This window comes from Bacillus sp. CH_48 (assembly GCF_038008465.1).
Taxonomy (GTDB): Bacteria; Bacillota; Bacilli; order Bacillales; family Bacillaceae_G; genus Bacillus_A; species Bacillus_A thuringiensis_S.
In genome coordinates this window covers 5,666,272-5,678,988 of the sequence record NZ_JBBOZF010000001.1, presented here as the reverse complement: position 1 = coordinate 5,678,988, position 12,717 = coordinate 5,666,272, and the positions used below count along the sequence as shown (strand labels likewise).

Sequence of the window (12,717 nt, the reverse complement as noted above, 5' to 3'; positions counted from 1 at the left end):
GATGCACTTTATTGCATCTTTTTTTAATTACTTTACCTAGTTTTATATGAGATTTGCCTAAATAATACGGTAATCTCTCGCTAAGTAAGGTAGTTATGAAATTGGACGGAACTTCTCAGCGACAAAAGGTAAAGAAGAAGGGACAGAGATAGTCTCCATTTCAGGATAACGTAATCCGGTTAATTTGCCACCAAATACAGCACCAGTATCAATATTGACTGTCTGATTGACGAATCGAGGTTCTTTTACTGGTGTATGTCCATATACAATCCAAGCTTGCCCCTTGTATTCTTGCGCCCAATCGCGACGGACAGGTGAGCCATCGGCATGCTTTTCTCCTGTAATATCACCATATAATACAAAGGTTTGTACTTTTTTATCTCGTCTTCCTATGTAATCTTGCCGAATCCCAGCGTGACATACGATTACTTTTTTTTCATCTAGTATGTGGTAGAGTGGTGATTGTTCATAAAGAGTGATAAACTTTTCTTTTATAATGTTTTGCTTATGAGAAGGAAGTGCCTCATATTCAGCGACAGTTGTTTCAAGTCCGTGAGCGATTGTTACATTACGTCCAAGGAAAAATCGATATAGTTTATTACAGTGATTTCCAGGAGCGTAATAAGCTTCTTTTTTATGTATGACAAGTTCCCATACAATTTCGATCATACGTAATGAATGAGGACCACGGTCTGTAATATCACCAACGAATGCAAGTTTACGTTGTTCAGGGTGGATCGGTAGACCGCTACTCCAGTTATACCCTAGCTTCTCTGTTAAATTTTGAAACTCTTGGAAGCATCCATGAATATCTCCTATAATGTCATATTTCATATTTAAACCTCCATCGTATTTTTCATTAGTATATCTAAAAAAGGATAGAGATAAAAATATAGCGTTTTTGTGTTGTTCATTTAAACATAAAGCTTTTCGTTCTTGAGCGAATATTTAAAATGAATCCAATCGCAATCATGTATGTAAGCAGTGAACTTCCTCCGTAGCTCATAAGAGGTAATGTTATCCCTGTAATGGGAAGTAATCCGATTGTCATCCCGATATTTTGGAATACTTGGAAAGTAAACATTCCGATTGTACCAGCGCAAATGTAACTACCGAAAGGGTCATTACTTTCTAAAGCGATATGAATCATTCGAAAAATGAGTAAGAAAAAAAGTGAAATAATGACACTTGCACCTAGAAATCCAAATTGTTCAGCGACATTAGTGAAAATAAAATCTGTATGTGGTTCTGGAAAATATACTTGTCCATTTTCCCACCCCTTTCCTTGCATTTCTCCGGATCCAGTCGCTAAGAATGCTTGTCTTAATTGATAGCCTTGCGCATCATATTTGTAAGGTGCCAACCATCCGTAGAAGCGATTTAATTGATATTCTTTTAAAATGTGTGCTTTAAAGAAATCTGTGTGAGTAAAAAAAATATATATTAATGTAGATCCAGCCACGAAAGTACCTGAAACTAATCCGAAAATAAAACGCCATCGTATGCCAGAAACTAGTATCATTGCTGCAAGCATCGCTGAAATGACCATTGTGTTTCCTAAATCTGGTTCTTTTGCAATAAGTAGTAGTGGTGGCAAGCTTGTCGCAAATATTTTTCCAAGTAATAAAAAATCGTCACGCATTGTTTGGGAAAAATATTTCTCATTATGATTTGCTATAATTCGTCCAATGACGATAATTAAAAACAATTTCATAATTTCAGAAGGCTGAAAATTTCCGATGCCTGGGAGCCTGTACCAAGCGGTAGCGCCTTTAATTGTAACGGCACCTGGTACTTGAAGTTCTAGTCCAATAAGTAGTACCATTGCAAAGCTATACAAATACCAAGCAATTTTTTGATAACGATCGAAATCGATAATCATAATAACACCAATGGCTATAAATCCAATGAAGTACCATTGGATTTGCTTGAGTACAAAATTGACGTTTTGTAAAAATGGCGGTAAGGAGGCTTGCGCACTTGCAATAGCACAACAACTAACAATCCCAATGGCAAATAAAATAAATAGTAATACGTAGTCTATTTGATATTGAGAATTTGAATCTTTCAATGTAGGTATTCCTTTCTACTGCTCTTTATAGTAATGGATTTTATAGTATGAGAAAGAATGTATGAACTATACGAATGATTCACATATAGTCCATACACTTTTGATTTTGCAGAGTAGTTTAATTGTTTAACTCTTTAATAATTATATCCAAACAATGGGCAAGACGTACATGTGCGTCAGGAAAAATATCTAGTTGATGAAGGTAGTATTTTAAGGAACTTTTACACCATTTGTAAGCACTAAGTAGAGCTGTTCTATAGTCTATAGTATTTTGTAAAAATCCATATTCTTTTGATGTTATAACGAGGTGTGTGAAATCTTCGCAACCTTGAAGTAGTTTATTGTGTATTTGTTGTCCAGCATGGTAGCGAAATTGACTTAAAGGCTCAGAAATGTATATTGCATTTCCTTTAGAAAGTAAAGAAATCCATGAGGCCATATCAACACTACAAGAATATTGTCGCTCTTTAAGGGTGCCAAAAGGTTCAGTGAGCAAGTTCTTTCGAAACAAAGTAGTTGTAGGTTCGCCGATAATGTTGTGGCCGGCCTTTAGCATCCAGTCGCCTAAAAATATTCCGTTTAATGGGGTATCTTCGCTATATAACTTTTGTGTTGGATGGGCATCGCCGATTAGATTTCCATGATCATCAATACGTACTCGATAAGAAGTAACAAGAGCAAGATCTTTATTGGAATCTTGCTCAAAATAGGCCATCATTTTTTGTATTTTATGCTTATAAAACACGTCATCGTCCATTAAAAAATTTATATACTCACCATTTGATTTTTCTATGAGCATAAGGTCATTGTGAAATTGTCCTAGAGTAGAGATATTTCGAATGTATGTTATATTTTTATAATTTGGTAAGTATTGTTCATGGATTAGAGTTGCTGTTTCATCATTTGTACTATCATCTCCGATGATGATTTCAATATTTGAATAAGTTTGTGCCAATGCACTTTCTAGAGCGATTTTGAAATAATGGGGTCGATTATAAGTGGGAATAAGGATAGAAACGAGAGGTAGATTTTTTTCACTCGCCATACATAACTTCCTTTCAGAAGCTTTTTTTTGTAAGAACAATATCTTGGTAACTTGTATATTCTGGTCTGCCGCACCATAAACCATAATGTGGCTTATTGATTATTTCTAGACCATACTTATTCAATAGATTGCAAATATCTGTCTCAGGATAAGCAACTGCAAAATTGGGAATATCTTTATTTACAACGTAGCAATTTTCAATTCGATGATAAAAACCTAATGTACTTTGTCCTGCATTTAAATAATAGGACGATTCAGGATTTATTAGAAAGAATGTAATGAAACATCTCCCGTCTTTTTTTAATACACGTACAATTTCAGATACGTAATGTTCTAATTCTTTTGGAAGAAGATGTGTAAATACAGAAGTTAAAAAGATAAAATCGAATGTTCCGTCTTCATAGGGAAAACGATATTGAGAGGCATCTTCTTTTCCTTCTGGATTATAGAATTGATTGTATATGTCAACATGTTCAAAGTGAAAATTATTACGCATAGTTGAAATGTTATTTTGACACCAAGTAATTCCATCTTTAAACAAATCAAATCCATAATATGCTCCATCATCATTTAAGTAATTCATTAATGGTACAGCCATTCGGCCGACGCCGCAGCCTACATCTAATACTTTTTCATTTGATTTTAAAGCGCCAATTTGAATAAAATGCTTTAGGAACTCTTTTCCCACCTTTTTGAAGTCGCCACCTACATATTGGACGAGTTCAGGAGGGGGGAGTAAAGTCATTTCTTTGTTAAGTTCGCTCATGAGTATACCCCTTTCTTGTGTGAGAATATGCAGTCACTCTATTAATAAAATTTTCAATTTGTAGTGAGAGAACAAAGGAAAACAATTGTTATATGTAAGGAGATTCCACAAAAGAAATACTTAATTGGATTAGAAGTAAGAGAAGAATGAGTGAAAATGGAATCTCCTATAGATTAAATCTTGTTTATTCTTTTCTCCAATAAACGCCAAATACATCAATTTTAGTAATAGGGGCTTTTAAATTTCGTTGCTTTCTAAAGTCTGTCACAGCCTCAGCGCATGGCGGTAGCCCGTAGTCATCGATAATTATATAGCCACCTTTAGAAACTTTATCATATAAGTTCATGAGACCATCCATGGTGGATTCGTACATATCACCATCAAGCCGTGCAATTGCTATTTTTTCAATTGGTGCTGTTGGTAAAGTATCTTTAAACCAACCTTTTAAAAATTTCACTTGATCATTTAGTAAATCATATTTTTTAAAATTCTCTTGTACTTGTTCTAAAGAGACGCGTAAGTAATCGAATGTGTGTAAATAATCACCGTAATCTTTTGGATATTGTTCTAGATTCGGTGCTGGCAAACCTTCAAATGAATCTGCGACCCACACAGTACGATTCGTAATGTTGTTTGCTTGTAAAAAACCATTCATAAAAATGCATGATCCTCCGCGCCATACACCTGTTTCAATAAAATCTCCCTCTATATTTTCACGAACAACGGTTTCCATTGCCTCTTGTAATTGGTTCATACGTTCTCGACCAATCATGCTATGTGCTGCTCTTGGCCAATCCATTCCATCATGACGTTCACTTTTTGAAACATTTGGTTTTACAATTTTTAAGTTATGGTTTTCGGCATATTGCTTAATGAATAAAGGGAGGGGGACTGTAACGGGTTCGAATTCTAGTTCTTTCGAAATATGTAGAGATGCGGGTAAGTATGCCTCATATTCCAACCATATTTCAAATAAAATTGTTTTCTTTAGCAATTCGAGATAAAGCTGAACAGCAGATTTACTTTCCATATTTGTGCCTCCTGCAAAATGTCATACAACAATATGATTATGTAGCTAACGAATGTTTCATGATTGAATTTGAAATTGAAAAAGCAGTAAAACTGATATCAGTTTTACTGCTAAGTAAAAAATTAAGCAACTTTTTCAATAATAATGGATGCACTCGTACCAAGAGCTAATGATAGCCCAAGTCCTGTAACAATTACTTCAACCAATGATGGAGTTGTCGTAATTTGTGTAATTGCTTGAATAACGATAGGTGCTCCAAGTGAGATTAAACTTGATCCAGTACCTGGTACAGGTACTCCATTCACTTGGATTGTAAGACCTCCTAATAAGCTTACTGTTGCAGTATTAGCGATAACAGTAATTTTATAGAATCCAGTTTCACTAATTACGAAAGTGTCAGCATCTAATTGAGAAATTGCTGTACCAAACTGAGATCCAACAGTATTAAATGGTACTGGATCATTAATTCCTAGATCTAAAGAAATCCCACCGGAGTTAAATGCATATAATCCTGCTGGAAGTCCTAATCCGGATGGTCCAGTCGGTCCAGTAGCCCCCGTAGGTCCAGTAGCCCCAGTGTCACCAGTAGGCCCGGTAGGTCCAGTAGCCCCAGTGTCACCAGTAGGCCCCGTAAGTCCAGTAGCCCCAGTGTCACCAGTAGGCCCGGTAGGTCCAGTAGCTCCAGTGTCACCAGTAGGCCCGGTAGGTCCAGTAGCCCCAGTGTCACCAGTAGGCCCCGTAAGTCCAGTAGCCCCAGTGTCACCAGTAGGCCCGGTAGGTCCAGTAGCCCCAGTGTCACCAGTAGGCCCGGTAGGTCCAGTTATTCCAGTTCCTCCGCCAGTAGGTCCAGTAGGCCCGGTAGGTCCAGTAGGTCCAGTAGGTCCGGTAGGCCCCGTAGGTACAGTAGGCCCGGTAGGTCCGGTAGGTCCAGTAGGCCCGGTAGGCCCAGTTGGAAGGGTAAACGGTGGTATCGGTGGTAATGTTGGTCCTACAAGATTAGGGTCAAATGCACTAGCTGATAAAGATTCATCGGGATTTAATCCATTTGAATAATTATTATTTGACATAAATTCACCTCCATAAAGCGTTCATTATATAGTAGATGCAAAACCGAAAGAAAATGACACGGACATTTGAATTATTGAAAAGAAATCTTAAACTACTTGAACAATTTAAAAAAATGGAAAGTTTAGTATATGTATAACATATGATTGATTTGGAAGAGGGTGATTATGTTGAACAAGCAAGGAATTACAATTAGTTTATGTATGATTGTTCGAGATGAGGAGGAGACAATAGCCCGTTGTTTAGAGACAGTTGAGAAAATTGTGGATGAAATTATAGTAGTGGATACAGGTTCCGTCGATCGAACGAAAGAAATCGTAGAGAAATACACTTCTAACATATATGATTTCCAGTGGATTGATGATTTTGCGGCAGCAAGAAATTTTTCTTTTTCAAAAGCGACGCAAGAGTATATATTGTGGCTAGATGCAGATGACGTATTATTAGAAGATGCTCAAGAAGCATTGAAACTCTTAAAAATAGAATTAGATCCTAAATTTGATGCTGTTTCGATGCCTTATCATCTTGCGATGGATTCTAACGGGAAACCTTTATATTGTACAAAAAGAAATCGACTTGTAAAGCGTGAAAAACAATTTCAATGGTTTGGAAAGGTTCATGAGTATTTAGCTATTGCTGGTGAGACTTTTAGTAGTAAAGTTGCTATTACACATAAAAAAGAAAAAAAAGTAACAAATCGTAATTTGAAAATTTTTCAAAATACTGTAGCTGCAGGGGAAGAATTGAGTTCGAGGGATTTATTTTATTACGCAAATGAATCTATGGATAACCAAAAATATGATGATGCAGTTCTTCTTTATGAAACATTTCTTAATCAAGACGAAGGATGGTATGAAGAGAAAATTTATGCATGTGGTAAGTTAGGAGATTGCTATGCGAAGCTCGGAATGTGGGAGAAGGCAATCGAATCTTGTGTGAAGTCGTTTCGGTATGACGTCCCTAGAGGAGAGAATTGTACAAGAATAGGATATATATATATGGAACAAGAAAAATATAATGAAGCGATATTTTGGTTTAAACTTGCAACGGAAGTACCAATGGCAACGGAAAGTCCTTTTCATAGTCCAGCTAGCTACACATGGCTACCCTATTTACAAATGTGTATTTGTTATAGCAGGTTAGGGGAGCAGGATAAAGCGTATTATTACAATGAATTAGCAGCTTCTTATGTTCCGAATAATGCTGCAATTGAATATAACCGTAAATATTTTCGGGGAGTTTTTGATAAACCATATAAAGCGTAATAGGTTTCGTTTTTTAGAAATGATTTATCGTTATTCTAACTCTAATAGATTGGTTATATATTAGAGTATCAGTAACGAAACCAATATAGATAAAAAATTTTATAAAGCTATTTGCGGGCTAATAATCAGTGGGGGATGAACAAAATCTGCACTTTATAGAATTCATATGAGATTTATATTTCTAATTCAATTTGCATAAGGAGTGTGTGAAATGAATCGCGAAAAAAGTTCTTTATATGAAGAAAAATCCGAGCATTATTATAATGCAGCGAATCCGAATTTATTAAAGCATATAAAAAAGGAATGGAAAGAAGTTCTTGATATTGGTTGCTCGAGCGGTACATTGGGAGCAGCTATTAAAGAAAATGGTACACGTGTATCAGGAATCGAGGCATTTCCAGAGGCTGCAGAAAAAGCGAAAGAAAGACTAGATCATGTTATTTTAGGGGATATAGAAAAAATAGATCTTCCTTATGAGGAGGGGCAATTTGATTGCATCCTATTTGGAGATGTATTAGAGCATTTATTTGATCCATGGGCTGTGATTGAAAAGGTTAAGCCATATATAAAGCAAAATGGTGTGATTTTAGCAAGTATACCAAACGTTGCTCATATTTCAGTATTAGCTCCCTTACTTGCCGGAAATTGGACGTATACAGAATATGGTTTATTAGATAAAACACATATTCGTTTCTTTACATTTAATGAAATGCTAAGAATGTTTTTAAAAGCAGGATATGTTATTAGTAAAGTAGATCGTGTATATGTTGATCATAAAATGTATGAGCCACTTATTGAGGAGTTATATGGAATTTGTAAAAAATATCGTCTTGGAAGTGGCTTCATGGCTGAGACAGTTGTATTTCAGTATATTATTGAAGCTGAAAAATCACAATTATGAGTGCTGCAGACAAAACAATATTATTTGTTACATGTATAAATGATCGGAAATTGTATGCAAACTGCGTGCGACATATATTGCAATTGTTAGTACCACCAGGGTATATTGTCCAATTTATGCCGATTCGAAATGCGAAAAGTATGACGAGTGGATACAATCAAGCCATTTCGCATCCAGCGAAGTATAAAGTGTATTTACATCAAGATGTTTTTATTATAAATAGAGCTTTTTTATACGGATTACTTCAATTATTTGAGGAACATGAACACCTTGGTATGATTGGGATGGTTGGAGCGCAATATGTTCCTCCAACTGGTGTATGGAACGAAGGGCGTGGAATTGTAGGAAAGGTCATTGGTTATATGAATGATTTGTTTTATATGGCAAGTTTAGAACAACCGTATCACGAATCAAAAACATTTATTCCTGTAGAATGTATTGACGGTTTATTAATGGCGACACAATATGATGTTCCGTGGCGAGAAGACTTATTTGACGGATTTGACTTTTATGATGTATCTCAATCATTTGAATTTAAAAAAGCAGGATATACAGTCGGTGTACCTGTACAGCGCGATGCTTGGTGTATCCATTATCATTTTGATGTGAATATGACGAACTATGAGAAGTATCGGGAAATATTTGTGGAACACTATATGTCAGAGGTAAATAAGGAAGAATAAAAGGGGGGACAAAAATGAAAGATCATACAATATTAGTTGTTGTTTGTGTAAATAATGAAGAGCTTTTCAAACAATGTGAGAGCCAAATCAGAAACATTTTTGTTCCCCCTGGCTATGTCGTACAAATTTTTCCGATACGAGATGCACAAAGTATGGCAAGTGCATACAACCGAGCCCTTTCATATCCAGCGAAATACAAAGTGTATATACATCAAGATACATATCTTATTAATCGAGACATGTTTTCTACACTTATATCTCTTTTTAAAGAAAATGAAAAGCTTGGTTTAATAGGAGTCGCTGGGGCTCAGTTTTTACCGAATAACGGGATATGGTGGGAAGGAAAAAATTTAGTAGGGAAAGTGATTGAATACAGAAGACAGAATTATCAATTATTAAATTTAGATCAGGTTTTTTATGGTAATCAACCATTTTTGTCAGTTCAGGCAATTGATGGTTTATTCATGGCAACGCAGTATGATATTCCGTGGCGAGAAGATTTGTTTCAAGGGTTTCACTTTTATGATGTGTCACAGTCTTTAGAGTTTCAAAGGGCTGGTTATTTAATCGGTATCCCAAATCAAGCAAATTTATGGTGTATTCATTACAACGGGGATGAGTTTGATGCGGATACATATGAGAAGTACCGGCAAGTGTTTATAGAACATTACAAAGATATATTATCTCCATCATAAAGGAGAGATGCAGAGTGAAAGGAATTATTTTAGCAGGTGGTACTGGATCGAGATTATATCCAATAACGAAAGTAACGAATAAACATTTACTTCCTGTTGGTCGGTATCCGATGATTTATCATGCGGTATATAAGCTAAAACAATGCGATATTACAGACATTATGATTATTACAGGTAAAGAGCATATGGGGGATGTTGTTAGCTTCTTAGGGAGTGGTCATGAATTTGGCGTGTCCTTTACGTATCGTGTGCAAGATAAAGCGGGCGGTATCGCACAGGCGTTAGGGCTTTGTGAAGATTTCGTCGGGAATGATCGTATGGTAGTTATATTGGGGGATAATATTTTTTCAGATGATATTCTTCCGTATGTTGAAGAGTTTGCAAATCAAAAAGAAGGTGCGAAAGTGCTCTTGCAATCTGTAGAAGATCCCGAAAGATTTGGCGTAGCACATATTCAAAACCGAAAAATAGTTGAAATTGAAGAAAAGCCGAAAGAGCCGAAAAGTTCTTATGCTGTTACGGGAATTTATTTGTATGATTCGAAAGTTTTTTCTTATATTAAAGAATTAAAACCTTCTGCACGGGGAGAACTTGAAATTACAGATATAAATAATTGGTATTTAAAACGAGGGGTACTTACTTATAATGAAATGAGCGGCTGGTGGACTGATGCGGGAACTCATGCTTCTCTTCAAAAGGCGAATACGTTAGCACGGGATATTGATTTTGGGAAACAGTTTAACGGAGAATAGGTGAGAATATGAAAGTCGTAGAAACAAATTTTATCGATGCAAAATTGTTAGAACCGAGGTTGTTTGGAGACGAGCGTGGCTTTTTTTCAGAAAGCTATAATAAGCAGGTGCTAGAAACATTAGGGATTACGTATTCATTTGTACAGGATAACGTATCTTATTCGGCTAAGGCAGGAACGATTCGGGGACTACACTTTCAAAAAAAACCGAAAGCACAAACGAAACTCATTCAAGTTATGCAAGGGGCAATTTATGATGTTATCGTTGATTTACGAAAAAAATCACCAACATTTAAACAATGGAAAGGGTATATTTTAAGTGCAGATAACCATCGACAATTACTAGTGCCAAAAGGGTTTGCGCATGGATTTTGCACCCTTGTTCCGCATACTATCGTTATGTATAAAGTAGATGAATATTATAGCGCAGAGCATGACTCAGGATTACTTTGGGAAGATAAAGATTTAGCAATTCCTTGGCCAGTAACCGATCCTATATTGTCCGATAAGGATCAGATATTACCATTACTAGAGGAATATGAAGATAGTTTTTAAGTAGGAGCGTTGTTTATGAATATATTAGTAACAGGTGGGGCTGGATTTATTGGAAGTAATTTCGTTCATTATATGCTACAAAGTTATGAAACATATAAAATTATTAATTACGATGCATTAACATATAGCGGGAATTTAAATAACGTAAAATCTCTTCAGAATCACCCGAATTACTCTTTTGTAAAAGGAGAAATTCAAAATGGAGAGCTATTAGAACATATTATAAAAGAGCGAGACGTACAAGTGATTGTAAATTTTGCAGCTGAATCACATGTGGACCGTAGTATTGAAAATCCGATTCCTTTTTATGATACAAATGTAATTGGGACGGTCACTTTATTAGAACTAGTTAAAAAATATTCGCATATAAAACTTGTGCAAGTATCAACGGATGAAGTGTATGGCTCTTTAGGGAAAATAGGGAAATTCACAGAGAAAACGCCGTTAGCTCCAAATAGTCCATATTCTTCAAGTAAGGCGAGCGCGGACCTGATAGCTCTATCTTACTATAAAACATATCACTTACCGGTTATAGTAACGCGTTGTTCTAACAATTATGGGCCGTACCAGTATCCCGAGAAATTAATTCCGTTAATGGTTACGAATGCACTGGAAGGAAAAAAACTACCGTTATATGGTGATGGTTTAAATGTAAGAGATTGGTTACATGTAACGGATCATTGTAGTGCGATTGACGTTGTTCTGCATAAGGGACGTGTAGGAGAAGTATATAATATAGGTGGAAATAATGAAAAAACAAATGTAGAAGTTGTGGAACAAATTATTACTCTTTTAGGAAAAACAAAAAAAGATATCGAATATGTTACAGATCGTTTAGGGCACGATCGTCGTTATGCGATTGATGCAGAGAAAATGAAGAATGAATTTGATTGGGAACCGAAATATACGTTTGAACAAGGATTACAAGAGACGGTGAAATGGTATGAAAAGAATAAGGAATGGTGGAAACTACTAAAAGACCAGTAAGGGGCATGTTAAATGAAAGAGAGGGTTATCATAACAGGAGCAAACGGCCAATTAGGAAAGCAACTATTTGAAGAGTTAAACTCTGAAGAATATGATATATATCCATTTGATAAAAAGTTATTAGATGTGACAAATATATCCCGAATTCAACAAGTGGTACAAGAAATAAAACCACATATAATTATTCATTGTGCTGCCTATACGAAAGTAGATCATGCTGAGAAAGAACAGGATCTTGCATATAGAATAAATGCAATCGGAGCTCGAAATGTAGCGGTCGCTTCACAATTAGTAGGAGCGAAACTAGTTTATATTAGTACTGATTATGTATTTCAAGGCGCTAGACCAGAGGGATACGATGAATTTCATAGTCCAGCGCCGATAAATATATATGGAGCCTCTAAGTATGCTGGGGAGCAGTTCGTCAAAGAGTTACATAATAAATATTTTATCGTTCGCACATCGTGGCTATATGGTAAATATGGAAATAATTTTGTGAAAACGATGATGCGATTAGGAAAAGAAAGAGATGAAATATCTGTTGTAGCGGATCAAGTTGGCTCTCCTACGTATGTGGCGGATTTAAATATAGTTATTAATAAGCTCATTCATACTTCTTTATACGGTACATACCACGTATCAAACAGAGGCTCATGCTCTTGGTTTGAATTTGCACAAAAGATATTTTCGTATACAAATATGAAAGTGAATGTGTTACCTGTTTCAACGGAAGAATTCGGGGCTGCGGCTGCGAGGCCCAAATATTCTATCTTTCAACATAACATGCTACGATTAAATGGTTTTTTACAAATGCCGTCTTGGGAAGAAGGATTAGAGCGCTTTTTTATAGAAACCAAAAGTCATTAACAAATTTCTGTTAATGACTTTTTTGTTTGCCTTTAA

At 35.8% G+C, this 12,717-nt stretch carries 14 protein-coding genes; 8 read left to right on the top strand and 6 right to left on the bottom strand.

The genetic code is table 11. The annotated features are described in order from the left end of the window. Positions 1-93 precede the first annotated feature (93 nt). From prpE to N2V92_RS28725, 6 genes are all read right to left on the bottom strand, one after another. Positions 94-834, bottom strand: a complete 741-nt coding sequence (gene prpE / locus N2V92_RS28750) for a bis(5'-nucleosyl)-tetraphosphatase PrpE (protein ID WP_000872690.1) — start codon at positions 832-834, stop codon at positions 94-96. A 76-nt stretch (positions 835-910) separates the two neighbouring features. Next, entirely contained in the window at positions 911-2,071 is a 1,161-nt protein-coding gene (locus N2V92_RS28745) for an FtsW/RodA/SpoVE family cell cycle protein (protein WP_000655325.1), read from the bottom strand. A gap of 118 nt (positions 2,072-2,189) precedes the next feature. After that, positions 2,190-3,116, bottom strand: a complete 927-nt coding sequence (locus tag N2V92_RS28740; RefSeq protein ID WP_000135607.1) for a glycosyltransferase family 2 protein — start codon at positions 3,114-3,116, stop codon at positions 2,190-2,192. A gap of 13 nt (positions 3,117-3,129) precedes the next feature. Then, the gene (locus N2V92_RS28735) at positions 3,130-3,882 is read right to left on the bottom strand and encodes a class I SAM-dependent methyltransferase (protein ID WP_001292844.1); all 753 of its coding nucleotides are present in this window, start codon (positions 3,880-3,882) and stop codon (positions 3,130-3,132) included. Between the two features lie 184 nt (positions 3,883-4,066). Beyond that, on the bottom strand, positions 4,067-4,912 hold the full coding sequence (locus N2V92_RS28730; RefSeq protein WP_000444387.1) for a TylF/MycF family methyltransferase: 846 nt from the start codon (positions 4,910-4,912) through the stop codon (positions 4,067-4,069). A 122-nt stretch (positions 4,913-5,034) separates the two neighbouring features. Continuing rightward, positions 5,035-5,979 (bottom strand): BclA C-terminal domain-containing protein, encoded by a 945-nt coding sequence (locus N2V92_RS28725; RefSeq protein WP_044797912.1) that lies wholly within the window; start codon positions 5,977-5,979, stop codon positions 5,035-5,037. Positions 5,980-6,144: 165 nt separating this feature from the next. Between N2V92_RS28725 and N2V92_RS28720 the strand changes: the two genes are divergently transcribed. From N2V92_RS28720 to rfbD, 8 genes are all read left to right on the top strand, one after another. Further along, positions 6,145-7,242: a glycosyltransferase gene (locus N2V92_RS28720; RefSeq protein ID WP_000932911.1), complete on the top strand. Its 1,098-nt coding sequence runs from the start codon at positions 6,145-6,147 to the stop codon at positions 7,240-7,242. Between the two features lie 211 nt (positions 7,243-7,453). Continuing rightward, the gene (locus N2V92_RS28715) at positions 7,454-8,143 is read left to right on the top strand and encodes a class I SAM-dependent methyltransferase (protein ID WP_001078436.1); all 690 of its coding nucleotides are present in this window, start codon (positions 7,454-7,456) and stop codon (positions 8,141-8,143) included. Further along, positions 8,140-8,826 (top strand): glycosyltransferase family protein, encoded by a 687-nt coding sequence (locus N2V92_RS28710; protein ID WP_001271181.1) that lies wholly within the window; start codon positions 8,140-8,142, stop codon positions 8,824-8,826. Before N2V92_RS28715 ends, N2V92_RS28710 begins: the two co-directional genes overlap by 4 nt. Before the next feature lie 14 nt (positions 8,827-8,840). Continuing rightward, positions 8,841-9,521, top strand: coding sequence for a glycosyltransferase family protein (locus N2V92_RS28705; RefSeq protein ID WP_000651525.1), 681 nt, complete (start codon positions 8,841-8,843; stop codon positions 9,519-9,521). A 14-nt stretch (positions 9,522-9,535) separates the two neighbouring features. After that, positions 9,536-10,273: a sugar phosphate nucleotidyltransferase gene (locus N2V92_RS28700; RefSeq protein ID WP_000676159.1), complete on the top strand. Its 738-nt coding sequence runs from the start codon at positions 9,536-9,538 to the stop codon at positions 10,271-10,273. A gap of 8 nt (positions 10,274-10,281) precedes the next feature. Continuing rightward, on the top strand, positions 10,282-10,827 hold the full coding sequence (gene rfbC / locus N2V92_RS28695) for a dTDP-4-dehydrorhamnose 3,5-epimerase (protein ID WP_000869412.1): 546 nt from the start codon (positions 10,282-10,284) through the stop codon (positions 10,825-10,827). A 15-nt stretch (positions 10,828-10,842) separates the two neighbouring features. After that, on the top strand, positions 10,843-11,814 hold the full coding sequence (gene rfbB, locus N2V92_RS28690) for a dTDP-glucose 4,6-dehydratase (RefSeq protein ID WP_001024179.1): 972 nt from the start codon (positions 10,843-10,845) through the stop codon (positions 11,812-11,814). 12 nt (positions 11,815-11,826) lie between these two features. Further along, complete coding sequence (rfbD, locus tag N2V92_RS28685) at positions 11,827-12,681, top strand: dTDP-4-dehydrorhamnose reductase (RefSeq protein ID WP_000664662.1); 855 nt, start codon at positions 11,827-11,829, stop codon at positions 12,679-12,681. The last annotated feature ends 36 nt before the right edge of the window (positions 12,682-12,717 follow it).

Coding starts and splice junctions, on each gene's coding strand:
- N2V92_RS28735 (WP_001292844.1), bottom strand. CDS start 3,882: ATGAGCGAACTTAACAAAGAAATGACTTTACTCCCCCCTCCTGAACTC.
- prpE (WP_000872690.1), bottom strand. CDS start 834: ATGAAATATGACATTATAGGAGATATTCATGGATGCTTCCAAGAGTTT.
- rfbC (WP_000869412.1), top strand. CDS start 10,282: ATGAAAGTCGTAGAAACAAATTTTATCGATGCAAAATTGTTAGAACCG.
- N2V92_RS28740 (WP_000135607.1), bottom strand. CDS start 3,116: ATGGCGAGTGAAAAAAATCTACCTCTCGTTTCTATCCTTATTCCCACT.
- N2V92_RS28705 (WP_000651525.1), top strand. CDS start 8,841: ATGAAAGATCATACAATATTAGTTGTTGTTTGTGTAAATAATGAAGAG.
- N2V92_RS28725 (WP_044797912.1), bottom strand. CDS start 5,979: ATGTCAAATAATAATTATTCAAATGGATTAAATCCCGATGAATCTTTA.
- N2V92_RS28710 (WP_001271181.1), top strand. CDS start 8,140: ATGAGTGCTGCAGACAAAACAATATTATTTGTTACATGTATAAATGAT.
- N2V92_RS28720 (WP_000932911.1), top strand. CDS start 6,145: ATGTTGAACAAGCAAGGAATTACAATTAGTTTATGTATGATTGTTCGA.
- rfbB (WP_001024179.1), top strand. CDS start 10,843: ATGAATATATTAGTAACAGGTGGGGCTGGATTTATTGGAAGTAATTTC.
- rfbD (WP_000664662.1), top strand. CDS start 11,827: ATGAAAGAGAGGGTTATCATAACAGGAGCAAACGGCCAATTAGGAAAG.
- N2V92_RS28715 (WP_001078436.1), top strand. CDS start 7,454: ATGAATCGCGAAAAAAGTTCTTTATATGAAGAAAAATCCGAGCATTAT.
- N2V92_RS28730 (WP_000444387.1), bottom strand. CDS start 4,912: ATGGAAAGTAAATCTGCTGTTCAGCTTTATCTCGAATTGCTAAAGAAA.